Origin of the sequence: Streptomyces nidicola (assembly GCF_050106155.1) — a bacterium.
Lineage (GTDB): Bacteria > Actinomycetota > Actinomycetes > Streptomycetales > Streptomycetaceae > Streptomyces.
In genome coordinates this window covers 8,583,760-8,603,952 of the sequence record NZ_JBNBPI010000001.1, presented here as the reverse complement: position 1 = coordinate 8,603,952, position 20,193 = coordinate 8,583,760, and the positions used below count along the sequence as shown (strand labels likewise).

The 20,193-nt window shown below is 71.3% G+C and carries 15 protein-coding genes; 7 read left to right on the top strand and 8 right to left on the bottom strand.

Translation table 11 applies throughout. The annotated features are described in order from the left end of the window. Positions 1-24: 24 nt before the first annotated feature. A complete protein-coding gene (gene thpR, locus ACOKM3_RS38860; RefSeq protein ID WP_426905989.1) occupies positions 25-630 on the top strand; it encodes an RNA 2',3'-cyclic phosphodiesterase in 606 nt (201 codons plus the stop codon). A gap of 3 nt (positions 631-633) precedes the next feature. Here thpR and ACOKM3_RS38855 read toward each other — a convergent pair whose 3' ends face one another. Beyond that, positions 634-858 carry a hypothetical protein gene (locus ACOKM3_RS38855; RefSeq protein ID WP_426905988.1) on the bottom strand — a complete coding sequence of 75 codons (225 nt, stop codon included), beginning with the start codon at positions 856-858 and terminating at the stop codon, positions 634-636. Positions 859-1,197: 339 nt separating this feature from the next. On the opposite strand from ACOKM3_RS38855, the gene ACOKM3_RS38850 reads away from it, so the two are divergent. Next, complete coding sequence (locus tag ACOKM3_RS38850) at positions 1,198-3,300, top strand: ATP-binding protein (protein WP_426905987.1); 2,103 nt, start codon at positions 1,198-1,200, stop codon at positions 3,298-3,300. A 51-nt stretch (positions 3,301-3,351) separates the two neighbouring features. Here the strand turns inward: ACOKM3_RS38850 and ACOKM3_RS38845 are convergent, their stop codons facing one another. From ACOKM3_RS38845 to ACOKM3_RS38820, 6 genes are all read right to left on the bottom strand, one after another. Continuing rightward, positions 3,352-3,774, bottom strand: coding sequence for a pyrophosphohydrolase domain-containing protein (locus ACOKM3_RS38845; protein ID WP_426905986.1), 423 nt, complete (start codon positions 3,772-3,774; stop codon positions 3,352-3,354). 22 nt (positions 3,775-3,796) lie between these two features. Beyond that, positions 3,797-6,013 carry a galactose-binding domain-containing protein gene (locus ACOKM3_RS38840; RefSeq protein ID WP_426905985.1) on the bottom strand — a complete coding sequence of 739 codons (2,217 nt, stop codon included), beginning with the start codon at positions 6,011-6,013 and terminating at the stop codon, positions 3,797-3,799. Between the two features lie 126 nt (positions 6,014-6,139). Continuing rightward, complete coding sequence (locus ACOKM3_RS38835; protein ID WP_426905984.1) at positions 6,140-7,567, bottom strand: M1 family metallopeptidase; 1,428 nt, start codon at positions 7,565-7,567, stop codon at positions 6,140-6,142. Next, complete coding sequence (locus ACOKM3_RS38830; RefSeq protein WP_426905983.1) at positions 7,564-9,246, bottom strand: type 2 periplasmic-binding domain-containing protein; 1,683 nt, start codon at positions 9,244-9,246, stop codon at positions 7,564-7,566. The genes ACOKM3_RS38835 and ACOKM3_RS38830 overlap by 4 nt, the downstream gene beginning before the upstream one ends. 73 nt (positions 9,247-9,319) lie before the next feature. Further along, positions 9,320-10,180, bottom strand: a complete 861-nt coding sequence (locus tag ACOKM3_RS38825; protein WP_426907004.1) for a carbohydrate ABC transporter permease — start codon at positions 10,178-10,180, stop codon at positions 9,320-9,322. A gap of 94 nt (positions 10,181-10,274) precedes the next feature. Further along, complete coding sequence (locus ACOKM3_RS38820; protein ID WP_426905982.1) at positions 10,275-11,234, bottom strand: ABC transporter permease; 960 nt, start codon at positions 11,232-11,234, stop codon at positions 10,275-10,277. Positions 11,235-11,580: 346 nt separating this feature from the next. Here ACOKM3_RS38820 and ACOKM3_RS38815 point away from each other — a divergent pair, with 346 nt between their 5' ends. The 5 genes from ACOKM3_RS38815 (at position 11,581) to ACOKM3_RS38795 (ending at position 19,844) form a co-directional block, all read left to right on the top strand. After that, positions 11,581-12,567: a hydroxyacid dehydrogenase gene (locus tag ACOKM3_RS38815; RefSeq protein ID WP_426907003.1), complete on the top strand. Its 987-nt coding sequence runs from the start codon at positions 11,581-11,583 to the stop codon at positions 12,565-12,567. A gap of 80 nt (positions 12,568-12,647) precedes the next feature. After that, positions 12,648-13,814: a LacI family DNA-binding transcriptional regulator gene (locus ACOKM3_RS38810; protein WP_426905981.1), complete on the top strand. Its 1,167-nt coding sequence runs from the start codon at positions 12,648-12,650 to the stop codon at positions 13,812-13,814. A gap of 201 nt (positions 13,815-14,015) precedes the next feature. Next, positions 14,016-15,392 carry a M60 family metallopeptidase gene (locus ACOKM3_RS38805; RefSeq protein WP_426905980.1) on the top strand — a complete coding sequence of 459 codons (1,377 nt, stop codon included), beginning with the start codon at positions 14,016-14,018 and terminating at the stop codon, positions 15,390-15,392. A gap of 21 nt (positions 15,393-15,413) precedes the next feature. Then, positions 15,414-17,807 (top strand): polysaccharide lyase 8 family protein, encoded by a 2,394-nt coding sequence (locus ACOKM3_RS38800; RefSeq protein ID WP_426905979.1) that lies wholly within the window; start codon positions 15,414-15,416, stop codon positions 17,805-17,807. Between the two features lie 84 nt (positions 17,808-17,891). Further along, a complete protein-coding gene (locus ACOKM3_RS38795) occupies positions 17,892-19,844 on the top strand; it encodes a DUF2264 domain-containing protein (protein ID WP_426905978.1) in 1,953 nt (650 codons plus the stop codon). Here ACOKM3_RS38795 and ACOKM3_RS38790 read toward each other — a convergent pair. Further along, complete coding sequence (locus ACOKM3_RS38790; RefSeq protein ID WP_426905977.1) at positions 19,814-20,191, bottom strand: hypothetical protein; 378 nt, start codon at positions 20,189-20,191, stop codon at positions 19,814-19,816. The two genes, ACOKM3_RS38795 and ACOKM3_RS38790, sit on opposite strands and share 31 nt — an antisense overlap. Between the last annotated feature and the right edge of the window lie 2 nt (positions 20,192-20,193).

Below are 20,193 nucleotides of genomic sequence, written 5' to 3'. Positions count from 1 at the left end.
GACACGACCGACACGAAGGCACACGTGACCGAACCGCCCGAGCCCGCCACCACGTTGCGCGCGTTCATCGCCCTCGCCCCGCCCGACGACGCGAAGGACGAACTGGCGCTCGCTCTGCGCCCGGTCCACGCCGCCCACCCCCGCCTGCGGCAGAACCGCATCGAGGACTGGCACATCACACTGGCGTTCCTCGGCGAGCAGTCGACGGCGACCGTCCAGCGGCTCCGGCAGCCGCTCGCCGACCTCGCAGCCACCTACCACTCCCCCGAGCTGGCGCTGCGGGGCGGCGGCCACTTCGACGCCCGCGTGTTGTGGAGCGGTCTGGAGGGTGACCTGGACGGGCTGCATCTGCTGTCCGAAGCGGTACGGAAGCAGGTCAGGGCCTGCGGGGTCGACTTCCCGGAGCGTCCGCTGCGCCCCCACCTGACGCTGGCACGCGCCCGCCGCCACGACACGACATCCGTCCCCGAAGCGGCCGCTGCCCTCGACGCCTTCACCGGCCGCCGCTGGCGCTCCCTCCGCCTCCACCTGGTCGGCAGCACCCCCGGCGACGCCCCTGCGCCGAGGCGCTATCAGGACATCGCGGCGTGGGAACTCGCCGGCGGTGCCGAGGAGCCCACCAAGTCTTGAGGACTACGCCTTCTCGATGGCGAACAGTTCGAGGTGCCCGCACTTAGGGCAGCGCAGCGCCTCGATCCGTCGGCGGGGCCGGCCGAGCCGCTTGGCGCCGCCGAAGAGGCCCTTCTCCAGCGCGCCTTCGATCCAGCGCGCGTAGCCACGCGAGTGCTCCCCCGCGTCCTCGATGAATCCGTCTTCCAGGCCGCCGGTGCCGCAGTGGGTACAGGTGTTGTCCGTCACCGGGCCAGTCTATGAGGCGGGACCAGGCGTGTACGCCGTGGGTGGGCGGGTGTGCGGGGCGTCATCACGGCCATCACGGTCATGGCGGGTCCTCGGGAGTCCGAAGGGATCGCGTAAAGAGTGGGACATCATCCGTTCACTCCCGGCTACTTACGGTCCACGTCGGACAACCGTGCGGCGGATACGGACAGTTGGCGCCGTCGGGCATGTGGCGGCGCACGGTGGGGCACGCTGCCGTTCTCAGCACACGCGGCCGTGCGTGGGGCCGGCCGAGGGGAAGACGTGGTGGGGGCGGAGCGCCGACGCGAAGGACGGTATGAACCGCGGCGGGTGGGGAATGTGGCCGGGCCGCGCACGGAGACGGTCGGCCGCCGGGCGGAAGTGGCGGAGATCGAGCGGATCTTCCTCGGCCCCACGCTCGACGAGCCGACGCGGTTGGTGACCCTGACGGGGGTCGGCGGTGTCGGGAAGACGAGGGTGGCGCTGGAGGCCGCCGCCACGCTCCAGCCGCGTTTCCGCGACGGGGCATGGCTGGTGGAGTTCTCGCCGCTGCGCGAGCAGGGCGCGCTGCTCGCACACCTCATCGCCGAGGTGCTGCCCCTGACCGACCAGAGCAACCGCCCGATCATCGACGTCCTGGCGGAGTACCTGGCGGACCGGGAACTGCTGCTGGCCCTCGACACCTGCGAGCATCTGACCGATCACTGCGCCCTCGTCGTCGAGGCCCTGCTGAGCGCCGCGCCCGGCCTGCGGATCCTGGCGACCAGCCGCCGGATCCTGAACGTCGCGGGGGAACGGGTCCTCACGGTCGAACCACTGCGCGTGCCCGGGACAGACGACGCCCGGGCGGGACCGGCGGGGACGGCGGACGCGATGGCTCTGCTGACGCTGCGCGCCGAGGAGGCCGTGCCCGGCTTCACGGTCACCGCTGCCAATCGCCCGGAGCTCGTGCGGCTGTGCCGCCGGCTCGACGGGTTGCCGCTGGCGATCGAGCTGGCCGCGGCCCGCCTGCGCGAACTGCCCGTGCGGGAACTGACGGCCCGGCTCGACGACCGCTTCGCCGTCCTCGGCGACACCGACGGAATCGACACCGACGCCGATCCTCCCTGGCATCAGGCCCTGCGCACCGCGATCGGCTGGAGCCACCAGCTGTGCACCCCCGCCGAACGGCTCCTGTGGGCGCGGCTCTCGGTGTTCGCCGGCAGCTTCGACGGCGAAACGGTGCGCCAGGTCTGCGCGGACGGCCACCTTCCGGCTCCGCTGGTACCGGCCGTGCTCGCCGCGCTGCGGGAGAAGTCGATCCTGACGTGGCAGCCCACCGGGGGCGGCGACCGGTACCGGATGCTGGACACCATCCGTGAGTTCGGGGCGCACTGGCTGAGCGGCCTCGGCGAGGAGGAGACGCTGCGCCGCCGTCACCGCGACCACTATCTGGCCCTGGCCCGCGCGGGCGACACGGCCTGGATCGGGCCCGACCAGTTCGCCTGGTACGACCGGATGACCGCCGAACACGACGACCTCCGCGCCGCGTTGGAGCACAGCCTGACCGATTCCGAGGGGCACTGCGCGCTGGAGCTGGCGGCCTCGCTGTGGTTCTTCTGGTACGGCTGCGGGTTCGTGAAGGAGGGCCGGCACTTCCTCGATCTGGCGCTCGCCGCCGACACCTCCCCCTCCCCGGTCCGGGTCAAGGCCCTGTACGTGTGCGGTCCCGTGCTGACGTACCTGGGCGACCTCCCCGCTCTTGAGGAGCGGGCGGCCGAGTGCACGGCGCTGGCCGCGCGCTTCGGTGACACGGAGCGGCGTCGTGCGGCCGCCACCGAGCTGCGGGTATGGGTGCTGCGCGGAGACACCGAGGAGGTGCTGTCCCGGGTCGAGGCCGTGCTCGCCACCGACTGGCGCGCGCAGCCGCTCACGTTGGATCCCCTGGCCGCCCTGGTCTTCGGCACGCACACGCTCGTCTCCGTGGGCCGCTTCGAGGAGGCCGTGGCCTGGCTCGACGAGCTGAGCGTCGCCTGTCATCTGAACGGCGAGCGCTCCATGCGCGCCTGGGGCGACTTCGTCCGCTCCCAGGCCGAGCTGGCCCTGGGCCACTACGAGAAGGCCGACGCACACGCCCGGGACGCGTTGCTGGTCAAACACCGCCTGCGGGACGGTGCCGGCACCGGCATGGCTCTGGAAACACTGGCCCGCGCCGCCACGGCCATGGGCCGGCACGAGGACGCCGCATGGCTGCTCGGCCTGGCCGCGCAGCTGTGGGCGACGCTCGGCCGGGCGCAGTCGGGTGTCCCCGCGGTGGTGGCCGCCCATCAGGTGTGCGCACGCCGGACCCGCGAAGCCCTCGGGACCGACGCCTACCGCCACGCCTTCGACGCCGGCCGGACCGTCGACCTGAACACCGGCATCACCCGGGCCCTCAACACGACCGCCGCGCCGCCTTTCTAGCCCGGCGCTCGAACGGGGCACGTTAAGGCGTCGCTCCTGGACGGGGCACGTTCAGGCGTCACTCTTGGCCGGCCACGCGACGAGGCCTTCGAGGACCGGTGGCCGGTACCCGGGTCCCTTGAGCACCTTGCCGTCGTCCCGGCGCAGGACCCGGCCGTCCGCGTCGAGCTTGCTCATGTTGGAGCGGTGGACCTCGGCGAAGACGGCCGGCAGGTCGATGCCCAGCGCGTCGGCGGCGCCGTACGTGACGTACAGGACGTCGGCCAGCTCCTTAGCCAGCGCCCTGTACGCGGTGCTCGGATCGTCGCCGGCCCGCAGGGCGTTCGCGAGGTCGGTCAGGGCCTCGGCTGCTTCGCGGGCCTCTTCGTCGAGCAACGTCCGCCGGTGTTCCGCCAGTTCGGGACGCTCGGCCGCGGCCGAACCGTCGAACGTCTCGCGGAACTCGGCGACGCTGCGCATGGGGTCGTGATCCATGCGTTGACCCTAAGCGTCCCCGTCAGGAATGCACCAATACGTGGCTGAGGCCCAGCCTGCCGGTGGCCTTCAGTTTGATGCGGACGTAGCGTGCCTTCTCGTCGGTGTCGAGGAGGGTGGGGCGCAGGGCCTTGCCCGTGATGTGGGCGGTCGTGGCGTCGGAGAAGTCGGCGGTGGTCGCGAGTTGTACGTCGAAGTCGGCTGTCGTCGTCGACGCGTCGTTCCAGATCTCCACCTGCCCGATGTGCCGGACGGCGCCGAGGTCGACCTGCCACCAGGCGCCCGGCTCGGACTGTGTGCGGGTGTCGGTGGAGGTGTCGCCGTCGGTCGCGCGCGCCGCGGTGGCGGTGCCCTCCGTGGAGGACTGGGTGGCGGTCCCGGTACGGGCCAGGTCACGGCGGAGCTGTTCGACACGGCCGTGGGGGTCCGCGCCTGCCGACCCGGCCACCTTCAGCGCCTCGGCGGGCAGCCGGTCGAGCTTGGTGTGGTTGGCGGTCAGGGTCGAACCGGTGCCTCCCAGCGCGGGGGCGTCGGTGTCGGTCCAGTTGCCGGTGGCGTGGTTGTCGATGCCGTAGTCCGCCCAGTTGGATACCCACTTGTAGCCGAGCCGGGTCAGGACGTTGCGGGTGACGGTGATGTGGCTGGACTGTTCGTCGAGGTAGATGCCGTTGCCGTCGCGCTCGGTGTTCCCGTACGCGCTGCGGTTGAGGTAGTTCCCGGAGATCACGGTGCCGGGCTGGGCGCCCTGCGTGTAGATGGCGCCGCCGTCGTGCTGGTCGTAGGAGACGCGCATGGCGTCGGTGATCCGGTTGTTCGTGATGCGGTTGTCGCGCAGGACGGACTTCCGGACCTCGGGCTGGTTCCAGCCCCAGCCGACGGAGATGCCGGAGTACGGCAGGTCGTCGAGGGTGTTGTGGTCGATGACGGTGCCCGCCTCGTAGCCCGCCCAGATGCCGACGGCGTCCGTGTACTCCACGCCGGTGTGCCGGACGGTGTTGTACGACACCGTGTTGCGGGCGCCGGTGAGTTCGGCGGTCGGCCGGGGTTCCGTGTCTCCGATGTAGGCGGCGCCGGAGGACAGGTCGGTGAAGCGGGAGCGGGTGAGGGTGGAGTCCTGGGTACCTTGCTCGAAGACGACTCCGGCGCCGCCGAGCCGGGTGAAGTCTGCGTCGTCGACGACTACGTCACGGCCGCCTCGGACGGTGAGCGCGGCGGCGGGTTTGGTGTAGTGACGGCCGGCGTGGTCGACGGGGCCGGTGGCTCCGGTGAGGGTCAGTCCGGCCTGGGTGCCCGCGTAGCCCTCGTCGGTGTCGGGCTGCCGGTAGGCGGCGTACGCGAAGCCGATGCCGGTGAGGCGGACGTCGTGGGCGCCGTCGACGTTCACGAGCCCTTCCGTGACGGGGGTGACCGCCTGGAAACGGCGCGGGTCCTCGCCTTCACGCGGCAGGTACGTGACGGTCCGCGCGGACGAGTCCCACACGAACTCGCCAGGCTTGTCGAGGAGTTCGCGGGCGTTCTCGAAGAAGGACACCTTCGCGTAGCGGCTGGAGTCGACGGTGGTGGTGTCCCAGGCGGGTCCCGTGCGGTCGGTTTCGGAGGAGGAATTCGTCCAGCAGGGCTGGGCGAACGTCATGAGGTCGCCGCTGACCGAGGCGATCCGGCAGTGGTAGTTGCGCCAGCGCACCCGGATGACGGCCTCGGCGTCGGTGGGCCGCTTCCACCGGTCGATGCCGGTGCGTTCGGCGCCGGTCATTCCCGTCTTGGTGGCGTCGCACACGGAGGCGGCGCAGGAGTCACCGCGCGCGCGGACGGCCCGGGCACCGTCGACGAAGAGCTGTCGCGGCGTGACACCTTCCGGCACCGGCGCCGTCCAGGTGCCGTCGGCATTGGCGGACCAGCCGGTGATCGCGCGCCCCCCTGAGAGAACGGGCCGGGCACCGGGCGCGGCGGACCAGGTGACACCGGTGTCCTTGGCGCCGAGGTCGAGCGGGTGACTCAACGCGTAGGTGCCGCCCGCGAGTTCGACGCGAACACTTCTGCCGGTCACGTCCCGCGCGGCGTCGCGGGCACCGTCGAGCGAACAGGGTCGGGTGCTCGTGCACACGGAACCGGCGCCGTGGGGCGCGGCGTGCAAAACCGCCGTGTCGGCGGCGGTCGCGCGGGGCGCCGGCAGGAGCGTGAGTCCCATCGCCGCGGCGGACAGCAACGCCGTCATGGTGGCGCGGATGGCCGATCTCATACGGTGCCTTCCTCTCGTTCAGGTGAAGTGAGTAGTGGGCCCCTCGTCATCGCTCTGGCAATTGCGCTCCGACGCCCCGGGGCTCCGCCCCGGACCCCGCTCCTCAATCGCCGGAGGGGCTTGAAATCAGGCCATCGGCGGGTTCTTCGCCCCGAACAACCACTCCCGCAGGAACGGATCGACGCCCCGCTCCCCCGTCACCTCCACCGCGTGCCGGATGAAGTCCTCGCTGGTGACGGTCCGGTCCCTGAACCGCCGCGGCCACAACCCCATCACCCGGTCGAACGTCCGCTGCCCCACGTGGAGTCGCAGCGCGTACAGCACGAGCGCGCCGCCGTCGTAGATGTTCGTTCCGCCGAGCGCCTTGGGCAGCCCCGGCGGCCCGTCACTCGCGCGGATCGCGTCCAGCTTCTCGTACGTGGCCTGCATCTTGTCGGCCATCCGCGACCACCCCCGCTCCTCGCTGTAGAGCGCCGCGTAGTACACCGCGGGCCCCTCGTTGAGCCAGGCCTGCTGCCAGTCGTGCGGGGTGACGCTGTCGCCGAACCACTGGTGGGTCAGCTCGTGGACCATGGTGTTCTCGTACGTCGGGTGACCGGCCGCGTCGTCCTTGAACCAGTTGGTGCCCATCAGGGTGAGCGTCGTGTTCTCGAGTGCGTCGGTGTACCCGTCGTAGATGTGGACGCCGTAGACGGAGAACGGGTACGGGCCGAACTTCGCCTCCAGCCATGCGAGATGGTCCGGCGTGCGGGCGACGATCGGCGCGTAGAAGTCCTCGTGCCCCTGCGGGACGATGTGCCGCAGCGGCAGCCCGGTGTGTGAACTGCCGTACAGGTACGTGCCCTTGACGACCGCGATGCCGAGCAGCTCCGTGGGCATCCGCTCGCGCAGCGCGAAGTGCCACACGGTCGAGCCGTCGCCGCGATGGTCCTTGCCGGTCAACTCGCCGTTGGCCGCGGCGACGTAGCCCTTGGGCGCGGTGATGTGGAAGGCCCAGGTGGCCTTGTCCGACGGGGTGTCGTTGCACGGCAAAAACGTGTCCGCGCGCGAGGACTGCACGGCGGAGGCGAATCCGCCGTCCGTCCCGAAGCGCCAGCCGGTGAGCCCGGCCCGTGGTGCCTTGCCGTTGCCGTGGTAGCGGACGGTGGTCGTGAACGGGGCACCCTTGTGGATCGGCACGGCAGGGGTGACGGTCAGCTCCTGGCCGGACTTGCCGAGGGTGAGGGCGGTGCGCGCCTGCCGTCCTTCGACCGTGACGGCGTCGATGGTGTGTCCGTCCGTGTCGAGGTTGAACGCCGACAGGTCGTGGGTGGCTCGGGCGCGCAGGGTCACCGAGGCCGTGAAGTCGTAGGTGGCCGGGGTGAAGTCGAAGGTCAGGTCGTAGTGGGTGACCTGGTAGCCGCCGTTGCCGAGGGTCGGGAACAGCGGGTCGCCGACGCCGTCGGAGCCGGGTCGGGGGTCGAAGCCCACGGCGTGCGCCGGGGCGCCGAACAGGGGGACGGCGACCGCCGCTCCGGTCGCGGCGGTGAGGAACGTGCGTCTGCTGGTGCTCACTTGGCCCCCTTCCCGCCCTGCTCGGCGGCCTGCTTGAACTCGGCGCGACACTTGTCGCCACCCGCGTTGCGCCACTTCTTGACCAGGGCGTCGTACGACGAGAGCGGCTTGCGCCCGGTGACGAGGTCCTTCACGCCGTCGAGGTGGATCGTGTACAGGCTGCCGAGACCCTTGGAGTCCCAGGTGGGAGAGGTGTAGCCCCGTGTGGGGTCCTCGGCGAGCATCGGGATGAGCTTCGTGTACGCCTCGTGGGCGTAGCGGGCCGCCTCGGGGTGCGTGGCGCTGAAGAAGGCGGGGGCGGCCGAGGCCAGCTTGGTCCAGGGCACGGTGACGTCCTGCGTGCCCTGCTTGGTGAGGACGGGCGTGCCGTTCTTGTCGCGCTTGTAGTCGGTGCCCTCGACGCCGTAGTTCATGAGGGTGTACTCGAGCGAGCCGAAGGGTGCGGCGGCGAAGTCGGCGAGCCGCAGGAGCTCCTCGACCCGGCTCCGGCCCGCCTTGGTGATGTGGCAGTTCTCCAGGGAGGGGTTGTCGCTCCAGGCGACGGCGTCCTTGCCGACCGGCACCATCGGGCGGACGTCGAAGGACTTGTCGATGGCGCTCATCGCGTCGACGTACCCGGTGCCGGTGGTGAGGTACGAGGGCATGCCGTCGTACACGTACGCGGCCTTGCCGTTCTTGAACAGGTCGGTGTACTGGGCCTTCTGGGCGCCCGACATCTGTACGGTGCCGGGGTAGAAGCAGCCCGCTTTGTACAGCTTGGCGGCCGTCTCGACGGCGTGCCGGTAGGCCTCGTCCTCCAACTGGTACGTCCACTTGCCGGACTTGGTGTCGTGCGTCCAGAAGTACTGGGCGCCGGCAGACTGGGCGAGCAGGTTCATGCTGCCGCCCGTGAAGAAGTACTGCTTCTTCTTGGTGTCGGTCAGCTCCTTGGCCAGTTCGACGAGCCGCTCCAGGCTGTCGATCTCGTCGAGGCTGTCCACGCCCGCCTGCTTGAACAGGTCCGCGCGGTAGAAGCCGGCGCCGCCGCTGCCGGACCTGGCGATCGGGATGCCGTAGAGCTTGCCGCCGAAGATGGCCTTCTGCCAGGCGTACTGGGGGATCGCCGCCAGGTTGGGGTACTTCTTGACCTTGTCGCCGGCGAGGTGCGGGGTGAGGTCCGCGCAGGTGGAGGCGAGGAAGGCCGCCTTGTTGTCGACGCCGCCGGTCTCCGGGTACATGAAGATGTCGGGCAACTGGTCACCGGCGACCATCGTGGAGAACTTCGCCGGGTAGTCGTCGGCCGGCACCGCCGTGAAGTCGACCTTGGTGCCGAGCAGCTTCTCTATCTCCCGCCAGGCGGCGTTCCTACCACGTTCCGGGGGCAGCGGGGCGAAGGTCTCGGTCACCGCGGTGATCTTCTTGGCGCCCTTGAGTGGGGTGCCCTTGGTGGCCCGGGCCATCTCGGTGGGGTACTTCAGGAACGCGGCGGGCACGCCCGCGGCGGTGCCGGGCAGGTCGGCCTCGATGCCGATGTTGCGGATGGCCGTGGCCGGCAGCAGCTTGCCGCTCTTGGCCTCCGCCTTGGCGGCCGTTCCGCCGTCGCCGCACGCGGCGAGCAGGGGCGCGGCGGCGACGCCGAGCCCGGCGCCGACACCCCAGCGGAGCATGGTGCGGCGGTTCATGGTCGTGGTGCCGGGCATGCGAGGTCTCCTCAACGTGAAGGGGCACACGGAAGTCGGGGGGGGTGGCGGCGGGTGTGCGGGCTCTTGGTGGTCAGCCCTTGACGGCGCCGGTCAGGACGCCCTTGGTGAAGTAGCGCTGGAGGAACGGGTAGACGAGCAGGATCGGCACGACCGCGATCACGAGCACGGCCATCTGCACGGCCTGCTGCGGGGCTATCGCCTCACCGGCCGCGGCCGTGTCGAGGTTCTGCCCCTGGAGGATGAACGTGCGCAGCACCATCGGCAGCGGCCACTTGTCGTTGTCGCCGAGGTAGAGCAGGGCGTTGAAGTACGCGTTCCAATAGGCGACCGCGTAGAAGAGGCCGACGACGGCGATGACCGCCTTCGACAGCGGCAGCACCACGCGTATCAGGGTGCGGAAGTCGCCCGCGCCGTCGACCTTCGCGGCGTCGTACAGCTCCTCCGGCAGGTTCATGAAGAACGCCCGCATCACCACGAGGTTGAAGGCGCTGACCATGGTCGGCAGGACCAGGGCGGCGAAGGTGTTGTAGAGGCCGAGCTCCTTGACCAGCAGGAAGTTGGGGATGACGCCGGCGTTGAACAGCATCGTGAACAGGGCGGTCATGAGCAGGAAGCGGCCGCCGACGATGCCGCGCCGCGACAGGCCGTACGCCATGCCGATGGTGGCGAGCAGACTGCAGGCGGTGCCCGCGAGGGTGACCGCGATGCTCACGAACAGGGCGCGGGTGACCCGGCCCCCGGTGAAGGCGGTGCGGTAGGCGTCGAGGTTGGGGTGGTCGGGCCACAGGACGAGCCCGTTGGCGTGGATGATGTCGGTCTGCGAGGCGAAGCTCGTCCCGATCACACCGAGCAGCGGGTACGCGACGAGGGCCACGACGACGACCAGGGCGAGGCCCTTGAGCGCGAGTCCCACCTTGGTGGGGCGCTCCATCCAGGGCGGTCGGGCCCCCGAAGGACGGAGTTCGCCGGGTCCTGTGTCCGGTGCGGCGGGCGTGGTCTTGCGGCGCGTCCCCACCGCGGTCGTCTCAGCGGTCAGCACCTCTGTACACCCCTTCATGTCCGAGCCGGTGGGCGAACTTGTTGGCGCCGATGACCAGGGCCGTGCCGATGACCGCCTTCACCAGACCGACGGCGGCCGCGGTGCCCCACTGGTTGTCCTTGATGCCGTGGAAGTAGACGTACGTATCGAGCACTTCGCCGGCGCCGGGCCCGACGGCGTCGCGCTGCAACAGGATCTGTTCGAAGCCGACCGTGAGAATGTTGCCGAGGTTGAGGATCAGCAGCAGTACGAGCACCGGGGCGAGGCCGGGCAGCGTCACGTGCCAGAACCGGCGCATGCGTGCCGCGCCGTCCATGGCGGCAGCCTCGTACAGGCCACGGTCGATGTTGAGGAGCGCGGCGAGGATGATGATGGTGCCCCAGCCGGCGTCCTTCCACATGACCTGCAGCGCGAGCAGCCACGGGAACGCGTTCGGGTCGGTCATCATGTCGTAGTGCGGCAGGCCGACCGCTTCCAGCAGGTCCGGGACCACCCCCGCGCCCCCGAGGATCTGCTGGAAGATCGAGACGATGATGACCCAGCCGATGAAGTGCGGCAGGTAGACGACGCTCTGCACGAAGCGCCGCAGCTTGTCGCTGACGATGCTGCTGAGCAGCAGCGCGAGCCCGATCGGCACGGGGAAGAACAGGACCAGCTGGACGAGGGCGATCTCCAGCGTGTTCGCGGTCGCCGACCAGAAGTCGGGGTCGGCGAAGGCGCTCGCGAAGTTGGCGAAGCCGGTCCAGGCGCTGTGCATATAGCCCAGGTAGGGCTGGTAGTCCTGGAAGGCCACCATGTAGCCGAGCAGCGGCACGTAGTGGAACACCACGAAGTACAGGAAGCCGGGCAGGCAGAGCAGCAGCATCACCTTGTCGCGCTTGACGCGCTGCCACAGGGTTCTGCGGAGGGTGCGGGGCACGGCTGAGGTTGGCGCGGAAGCAGTCATGGAGCGGTCCTGTTCGGCCGGGTGACGCAAGAACTGCGTTACTGCGGCGGCAAGTTAGTAAGCGTTTAACCCTGCCGTCAATAGATTCGGGCAAGCACTGCATGGCGTCACCCCTCCAATTCGAGCACTCTGCCTGGGATTTGAGCCGCTGACCTGCCAACTCACGGACTGGGTCCGACTTTTGGGTTGACGGTCGTACGGCAGGGTCCTTAGCGTGCGGTCACCTGATAGAACACGTTTACTGTCCGGAGGCAGGGTGCGTACCACTGACGAGGTGTCGACCGGGGCCGAGGCTTCGGTCATCGGCACCACACCGCCCCCGCGGCGGCCCCGTACGGTTCTGGCGATGCACTCCTCGGTCGTCGACGACGTCTTCCCACCCGCCGTACGGGTCCGGCTCGAGGACGCGGCCGACATCCGGCCGCCGCACGTCCTGCGCGAGTTCACCAGCCCGCAGGCCCGCGCCGCGCTCGCCGAGTGCGAGGTGCTGCTCACCGGCTGGGGCTGCCCGCCCATCGACACCACCGTGCTCGACGGCGCGCCCCGGCTGCGCGCGGTCATCCACGCGGCCGGCACCGTCAAGCCCTTCCTGGGGCGGGAGGCCTACGAGCGCGGTATCGCGGTGTCGTCGGCCGCCGCCGCCAATGCCGTGCCGGTCGCCGAGTTCACCCTCGCGGCGATCATCATGGGCGCCAAGCGGGCCTTCCCGCTCGCCCATCTCTTCCGCACACGGCGCACCCACCGCACCGACGCCGACCTGGACCGGCACCACTGGCTCGGCACCCGCGGACTCACCGTCGGGGTCGTCGGCGCCTCGCACGTCGGCCGCCGGGTGGTGCGGCTGCTGCGCTCGCTCGACGTCGAGGTCCTCCTGTACGACCCGTACATCGAGGACACCGAGGCCGTCCTGCTCGGCGTCACCCGCACCGACCTCGACACCCTGCTCACCGCGAGCGACGTGGTCACCCTGCACGCGCCCGACACCGACGAGACCCGGCAACTGCTCGACGCCCGCCGCCTGGACCTGCTGCGCCCCGGCACCCTGCTGGTCAACACCGCGCGCGGGCCCCTCGTGGACACGGAGGCCCTGGTCGAGCACCTGGTCAGCGGGCGGCTCGACGCCGTGCTCGATGTGACGGACCCGGAGCCGCTGCCCGCCGACCACCCGCTGTGGGACCTGCCCAACGTCCTCATCACGCCGCACATGGCGGGCGCCCAGGGCAACGAGGTGGGGCGGCTCGGCGCGCTCGCCGTCGACGAGCTCACCCGGTACGCCCACGGCGCTCCGCTCGACCACCCCGTCCGCCTCGACGACTTGGAGCACATCGCGTGACCGGGCCCACCCCGCACGGCATAAGCTCTGGGGCGGGCGGAGCAGGAACGGCACGGCAGGAACACCAGGGGGTGGGCCGGATGGCCCGGCAACGATCGACGGCTCCCGGCGGCTCCGGTCACCGGGAGCAGCGCCGCGCGACGGTGGTCGACGTCGCCAAGCACGCCGGTGTCTCCACGGCCACCGTCTCCCGCGTGATGAACCGCAACTACCCGGTCGCCGCCGCCACCCGCGAGCGCGTCGAAGCGGCGGCGCGCGAACTGGGGTACGTGGCCAACGCCCACGCGCGCGCCCTCGCGGGCAGTTCGGGGCGCACGGTCGGCATCATCGTGAGCGAGCTGATCGACCCGTTCTACGCGTACATCGCGCGCGGTGTCGAACGCGAGGCGACCGCGGGCGACCGGCTGTGCCTGGTGTGCTGCACGCAGGGCGATCCGCAGCGCGAGCTGGCCTTCATCGAGCTGATGCACGAGCGGCGGGCGGACGCGGTGGTGCTGGTCGGCGGGAGCGTCGACGATCCCGAGTACCGCGCGGAACTCTCGCGCAGGGCCCACGAGTTGGCCGCGGACGGGGCCAAGCTCGTGCTGTGCGGGCGCCCCTCGCTCGGCGCGGGCGTACCCACGGTGGACGTGGAGTACGACAACGAGGGCGGCGCGTTCGCCATCACCGACCATCTGATCACCCGGGGGCACCGGCGGATCCTCTACCTGGGCGGGCCGCCCGCCCTGTCGACGGCGCGCGACCGGCTCGCCGGGCACCGGCGCGCGCTCGAGCTGCGCGGCATCGACCGCGTCCCCGAGCTGGAGCAGCCGGGCGCCTTCGGCCGGTCCTTCGGCTACCGGCGCATGAGCGAACTGCTGCGGGACGGGCCGGAGTTCACGGCCGTCTTCGCGGCCAATGACATCGTCGCCGCGGGGGCCGCGCAGGCGCTGGAGGAGGCCGGACTCCGCGTGCCGGACGACGTGTCGCTGGTCGGTTACGACGACATTCCGGTCGCTCAGGAACTGCGGCCGCGCCTGACGACGGTCCGTATCCCGCTGGAGGAGATGGGCCGGCAGGCCGTGCGGGTCGCGCTGAACGGCGGGGACGAGGACGACTGGCGCGCCCCCACGACCGGCGCGCTGCGTCTGGGCACGCACATCGTGGTCCGTGACTCCGTGGCGGCCCCGGCGGCGGCGCCGCGTGGCCGCGGGAGCGGCGGGAGTGGCCGGAGTGGTGGAAACAGCGGGAGCCGTCGGCAGTTCTGAGCCGCGGCCTTCACAGCACCGCACAACCGCGCCCGGCTGCGCAATCCTGCTCGGTTCAGGGCTACTTGGCGTAGTAACGAGCAGAAAATCGCTCCAGCACCTTGCCACCCGACAGCAAACGCTTACATGCTGTCGCCCAGTTCGCACGCACCACGTCCCGCTCATCCTTCCGACGTCCTTCGTCTTCTGGGGAGTCCCTGCATGCGCCCTGCCGACACGTCCCACGACCACGCCGCCACCTGCCGCCCCGACGCGCGCCCCGGGCCCGGGCGGCGCACGGTGCTCACCGCACTGGCCGGTGCCGGAGCCGCCGGCGGGCTCGCGCTCACGCTCGGCGCGGGATCCGCGCAGGCCGCCATCTCCCCGACCGTGCGGCTCACCGCCCGCCCGTCGGCCGAGGCCGAACGGCTGCGGCTCGGGCAGGCCCTGCGCGCCTCCGAGTTCCAGCCGACGGGCCGCCACGTCGCCGCGGGCACCCCGCTGCGCCTGGACGTCCAGCCCCACGACGGCGTACTGCCCACCATGTGGATCGGCCGGTGGGACTACTACGCCACCCTCACCGCTCCGCGGCGCTACCCGCTCAAAGCAGGCGCCAACACGGTCACCGACCCGCACGGCGGCCCCGTCTACTTCTCCCTGGAGGGCAACGGGGAGAGAGCCACGGTCGCGTTCAAGAGCGGCAGCACCCCCATGCCGGTGTTCACGCTCGGGAGTACCGAAGAGACCGACTTTCAGCGGCAGTTGGACACCATGACCGATGTGCCGGTCGTGGAGCTGCACGGCCCGCGCTCGATCGTGACGCTGACCCGCGAGGGCGCCTTGCTGTACCGCGACGAGAGCCACGCGGAGCTGCTGCGCCTCCTTGAGCAGATCATCGACGCGGAGTCGGCGATCAGCGGTCTCGACGGCTCCAAGCCCGTGCACCGGCCCAAGGCGGGCGGCTACCACTTCACCGAGGTGTCGGTGGTGCCGTCCGGCGTCGGCGCGTACGCCACCCACGGCTACAACGGCTTCCCGCGCGCCTACCTCGATCGGGCCACGACGGTGCAGGGACTGCGCACCCGTGGCTGGGGGCTCTACCACGAACTCGGCCATCTGCATCAGCAGTTCGCGTACAAGCCCGCAGGGATGACCGAGGTCACCGTGAACATCTACTCCCTGGCCGTGCAGCGGGCCCTCGGGCAGCCCTCCAATCTGCTGACCGCCGACCCGGCGACAGGGCTCAACCCCTTCCAGTCGGCCCGCGCCAAGTTCGACACGGATGGGCTCACGTACGAGAAGTCCTTCGGGGCGTACGAGAAGCTCGTTCCGCTGCGGCAGTTGGAGCTGGCGTTCGGCGACTCCTTCTGGCCGCGGCTTCACCGGCTGGTGCGCGAGGAGAACCCGCAGTCGGACTCCTCGGACTCCGCCGGGCGCTACCGGGACCTCGCCCTGTACGCGAGCCGCGTCGCGGAGCGCGACCTCACCGACTTCTTCCTCACCACCTGGGCCTTCCCGATCGACGCGCAGGGGCGCGCGGAGCTCGCCGCGCTCGGGCTGCCGAAGCCGTCCGTCGACCCGGCCACGCTGACCGACTGAACCGAAGGGCGAACACCGACCATGCAGCTGACCAGACGCCGCACCCTCGCCCTCATGGGCACGGGCGCCGTGGCGACGACGCTTCCCTTCGGTCTCGGCGCCGGGGCGGCCGCCGCGGCCGAGGACCCCTACGAGCCGCTGCTCGCGCGGGCGGCCCAGCAACTCACCGGCGGCGAGGTCGACCCGGACGACCCGGATGTCGCCGCCGCGCTGGCCGCCCTGGACAAGCAGGCCGCCGACTGGTGGCAGAAGCTCGACCGCTCCGCGGGACGCACGGCCCTGTGGTCCGATCTGGCGCCGGCCTCCGATCCCGGCATGTTCGGCCAGAGCTACACACGGCTGCGCACACTCGCCACGGCCTGGGCGACCCCCGGCACCTCCCTCACCGACGACACCACCGTGCGCGACGCGCTCCTCGACGCGCTGCGTTTCCTGCGCACCGCCGGATACAACGACTCGCGCTCCGAATCGGGCAACTGGTGGTTCTGGGAGATCGGCGCACCACGTGCGCTGCTCGACACCTGCGTACTGCTGCGCGCCCACCTCCCCGCCGAGGATCTGTCCGCGTACCTCAAGACCGTCGCCAAGTTCGTCCCCGACGCGGACCGGCGCACCAACTCCCCCACGCTGGCGGAGACGGGCGCCAACCGGGCGGACAAGGCCGTCATCGTCGCCCTGCGCGGCCTGCTCGCCGGCGATCCGCAGGTCGTGGCGCTGGCCCGCGACGGTCTCTCGGACGTGCGCGACGACGGCAAGAACAGCCTGTTCCAGTACGTCACTTCGGGCGACGGCTTCTACGAGGACGGCTCGTTCGTCCAGCACTCCTCGGTCGCCTACACCGGCACCTACGGCGGCGTCCTGCTCGGCAGCGCGGGCCAGCTGATCGCGCTGCTCGCCGACTCGCAGTGGTCCGTCACCGACCCGGCGGTGAAGGTGCTGTACGAGGCCGTCGAGCGCTCCTTCGTGCCCGTGCTCCTCGACGGCGTGATGATGGACGCGCTGCGCGGCCGCGCCATCTCCCGCGAACGCGCCCGCGACCACACGGACGGGGCGGCCACCGCCTCGTACATCCTCCAGCTGGCCGACGGCGCCCCGCAGTCGTACGCGGACCGCTGGCGCTCGGCGGTCAAGGGCTGGATCCTGCGCAACCGGGACACCCCGTACCTGCGGCTCGTCGGCGTCCCCGCCCTGGCCCGCGCGAAGGCCCTGCTGGCGGACACGGCCGCGCACCCCGCGGAGCGGGTCACCGGCCATCACGTGTTCGCCGACATGGACCGGGTGGTGCACCGGCGGCCCGGCTGGTCGTGCGCCCTGTCCCTGTCCTCCAAGCGCATCGCGGCGTACGAGGCGGGCAACGGCGAGAACCTGCACGGCTGGTACACCGGCGACGGCATGACGTACCTGTACGACGGCGACGACCTCGACGCCTTCGGTGACGACTTCTGGCCGACGGTGAACCCCTACCGGCTGCCGGGGACCACCGTGGACACCCGCACTCGGGCCGATCTCGGCACAGGCGCGGGCACCGGCACCTTCCGCCCGAAGAACGCGGTCGCGGGCGGCGCCGTGCTCGATGGCCAGTACGGGGCGGCGGCGATGGAGCTGATCGCCGACGGGTCGACGCTGCGCGCCAAGAAGGCGTGGTTCTTCCTCGACAACGCGGTCGTCGCGCTGGGCGCCGGCATCACCGCGAGCGACGGCCGCACCATCGAGACCGTCGTGGAGAACCGGAATCTGCACGCCGACGGCGCTCCTCTGCTCACCGTCGACGACCGCCCGCAGCCCGGTGAGCAGGGCTGGTCGGCGCGGCTCACCGACGCACGCTGGGCACACCTGGAGGGCACCGGAGGCTACGTCTTCCCGGCCGGCGGCCCGCTGCGCGCACTGCGCGAGGAACGCACCGGCACCTGGCGCTCCCTCAACACCGGTGCGGACACCGGCGGTTCCACCACCCCGGTCACCCGGCGCTACGCCACCCTCTGGTTCGATCACGGCCCCTCCCCCGAATCCGCTTCCTACGCCTACGTCCTGCTCCCCGGCGCGACGGCCGCCGCGACCGCCGCGTGGTCCCGCTCCACCCCGGTGCGCGTCCGCACGAACAACGCGACCGTCCAGGCCGTCGAATCACCCCGGCTCGGGCTGCTCGCCGCACATTTCTGGGCGGCGGGATCCGTCGACGGGCTGCGCGCGGACGGCCCGGGCACGGTCCTCGTCCGACGTCGGGACGACGGCATCACCGTCGCCGTGTCCGACCCCGGCCGCACCGGTACCACCCTGTCCGTGGAACTCCCCTTCGCCGTGCGCCGCGTGGTCCGCGCCGACGACACGGTCTCCGTCACGCCGGGCCGTCGCCCGGTGGTCACGGTGCGCGTCGCGGGCTCGCGCGGCCACACGCACACCGCCGACCTCGCGTAGAGGAGCCCGTACACCAGCCCGTACAGCAAGTCGTACAGCAGTCCTCCGCCCCGCCCGTCCCGACCGAGGAGCCGTCGAGCCACCATGCCCGCCCCGTACCTCTCCCTGCCGCCGACCGACCGCGTCCGCTCCCCGCTGACGGGGTGGACCCGGGCACACTGGGAGGCCCTCGCCGACCGGCAGTTGGCGGCGCTGACCCCCTACGCGACACCGGGGTTCGCGCAGTACCGGCTTCCCGGGCGGGGCAGCTGGTCCGGGGTGGTGCTGGACGGGCTCGAAGGGTTCGCTCGGACATTTCTGCTCGCCTCGTTCCGGATCGCGGGCGCGGGCAACGACACGACGGGGTCGGCAGACGGGACCGAAGCCCCAGCCGTTTCCCACCTGATCGAAAGGTATACGCAGGGTCTGACAACGGGCACGGACCGTGACCATGCGGAGGCCTGGCCCGAACTCACGGACTGCTCCCAGCAGATGGTGGAGGCCGCCTCGATCGCGATCGGCCTGCACGAGACCCGCCCCTGGGTCTGGGACCGGCTCGACGGCCGGGTCCAGGAACGCGTGGTCGACTGGCTCTCGGGCTTCGTGGGCGCCCGCACGTGGGACAACAACTGGCGCCTGTTCCAGGTGGTGGCGGAGCAGTTCCTGGCCTCGGTCGGCGCCCCGTACAGCCAGAGCGACATCGACGGCGGACTCGACCGGATCGAGGACTGGTACGTCGGCGACGGCTGGTACAGCGACGGCGACGGCCGCAACTTCGACTACTACGTCGGCTGGGCCCTGCATCTGTACCCGCTGCTGTGGGCGCGGATCGCGGGCCCGGACGGCGACGGTGGCCGCGCGAAGACCTACCGCGAACGACTCTCCCTGTTCCTGGAGACGTACCCGCAGCTCTTCGGCGCGGACGGCGCACCGGTGCACCAGGGGCGTTCCCTGACGTACCGCATGGCGGCGACGGCGCCCGTCTGGCTGGGCGCGCTCGCCGACTGCACGCCTCTCGCGCCGGGCCTGACACGCCGACTGGCCTCGGGCACGGCACGCCACTTCGCCGAGCGCGGTGTGCCGGACGAGCGGGGGCTCCAGCCCCTGGGCTGGTACGGCACACACCTGCCGACCACCCAGCCGTACTCGGGGCCGGCCTCACCGTACTGGTCGAGCAAGGGCTTCCTGGGGCTCCTCCTGCCCGCAGAACACCCGGTGTGGACCGACCGCGAACTGCCCCTGCCCGTGGAGCGGGACACGCAGTACACCGCCCTGCCCGCACCGGGCTGGCTGCTGCACGGCACCCCGCACGACGGCATCGTCCGCCTGGTCAACCACGGCAGTGACCACAACCCGCTCGAAGGACCGGCCGACGACGATCCGCACTACGCCAAGCTCGCCTACTCCACCGCGACCGCCCCCGAGTCCGCGCCGCACGCCTGGTCCCGCTCCGTCGACAGCCACATCGCGCTGCTCACCCCGGACGGCACACCTTCACGCCGCCGCCGCATCCACCCCCTCACCTGCGAGGGACGCCGTGCGTCCTCCCGTCACCATGCTCAACTCCCGGACAGTGACGCACAGTTCCCGATCGAGTCGACGAGTGTGCTGCACGGCCCGTGGGAGCTGCGGGTGCACCGGGTGCAGGCCCCGGCGGGCGTCACCGTCCGCGAGGGCGGGCACGCGGTCGCCGACTCCGTGCGACCGCACACCGACCAGGGTCCTGGCTGGGCGCTGACCCGCACGGAATCGGGGCTGACGAGCGCGGTCGTCGCCCTGCACGGCTGGGACACGGAGACCGGGATCGCCCGCGAGGTGGCGGCGAACGCCTTCGGCCCCCACTCGGCGACCCCGTATCTGCGCTCCCTCCCCCACCCGGGCGGCACCACCGTCCACGTCACCCTGGTGGCCCTCACGCGCGACGCGGTACACCCGCGGGCGCTGCGGGAGGCGATCGAGTGCACGGTGGACGCGGCGGGCGAGGTCACGGTCACGTTCCCGGACGGTGAGGTGGTGAGGGTGACACCTCACTCGATCCAGCGGGCGGCCGCCTCGTAGGTGTCGTCCGGGGCGCTGTTGAACGCGATGGCCGCGGCGGGCGCGTATCGCCGGACCAAGTTGACGACCAGCTCGAGGAGTTCTGCCTGTTCGTCCGAGTGCCGCAGGCCGCCGCCGACGGTGACGCACTCCCATGGATGGGCCCGCAGCGCACTCCCGACGACGGCCTCCACGTCGTCACTTCCGTCGAGGCCGATCAGACAGGTCTCCACGCCCACACCGTGTTCGGCGAACTTGGCCAGTCCCCTCTCGATGCCCGCCACCACCGGCTCGGGGTCCCACGGCCCCGGCACACGACGCGGGTCGAGCCCGATGACCAGGACGCGGGGTTCGGCGGTGAGGTCCATGT

What these genes read in the sequence shown, in the direction of transcription:
- ACOKM3_RS38825 (WP_426907004.1), bottom strand. Translation starts at nt 10,180, where the DNA reads ATGGAGCGCCCCACCAAGGTGGGACTCGCGCTCAAGGGCCTCGCCCTG.
- ACOKM3_RS38795 (WP_426905978.1), top strand. Translation starts at nt 17,892, where the DNA reads ATGCCCGCCCCGTACCTCTCCCTGCCGCCGACCGACCGCGTCCGCTCC.
- ACOKM3_RS38845 (WP_426905986.1), bottom strand. Translation starts at nt 3,774, where the DNA reads ATGGATCACGACCCCATGCGCAGCGTCGCCGAGTTCCGCGAGACGTTC.
- ACOKM3_RS38815 (WP_426907003.1), top strand. Translation starts at nt 11,581, where the DNA reads ATGCACTCCTCGGTCGTCGACGACGTCTTCCCACCCGCCGTACGGGTC.
- ACOKM3_RS38830 (WP_426905983.1), bottom strand. Translation starts at nt 9,246, where the DNA reads ATGCCCGGCACCACGACCATGAACCGCCGCACCATGCTCCGCTGGGGT.
- ACOKM3_RS38810 (WP_426905981.1), top strand. Translation starts at nt 12,648, where the DNA reads ATGGCCCGGCAACGATCGACGGCTCCCGGCGGCTCCGGTCACCGGGAG.
- ACOKM3_RS38805 (WP_426905980.1), top strand. Translation starts at nt 14,016, where the DNA reads ATGCGCCCTGCCGACACGTCCCACGACCACGCCGCCACCTGCCGCCCC.
- ACOKM3_RS38840 (WP_426905985.1), bottom strand. Translation starts at nt 6,013, where the DNA reads ATGAGATCGGCCATCCGCGCCACCATGACGGCGTTGCTGTCCGCCGCG.
- ACOKM3_RS38800 (WP_426905979.1), top strand. Translation starts at nt 15,414, where the DNA reads ATGCAGCTGACCAGACGCCGCACCCTCGCCCTCATGGGCACGGGCGCC.
- ACOKM3_RS38820 (WP_426905982.1), bottom strand. Translation starts at nt 11,234, where the DNA reads ATGACTGCTTCCGCGCCAACCTCAGCCGTGCCCCGCACCCTCCGCAGA.
- ACOKM3_RS38790 (WP_426905977.1), bottom strand. Translation starts at nt 20,191, where the DNA reads ATGGACCTCACCGCCGAACCCCGCGTCCTGGTCATCGGGCTCGACCCG.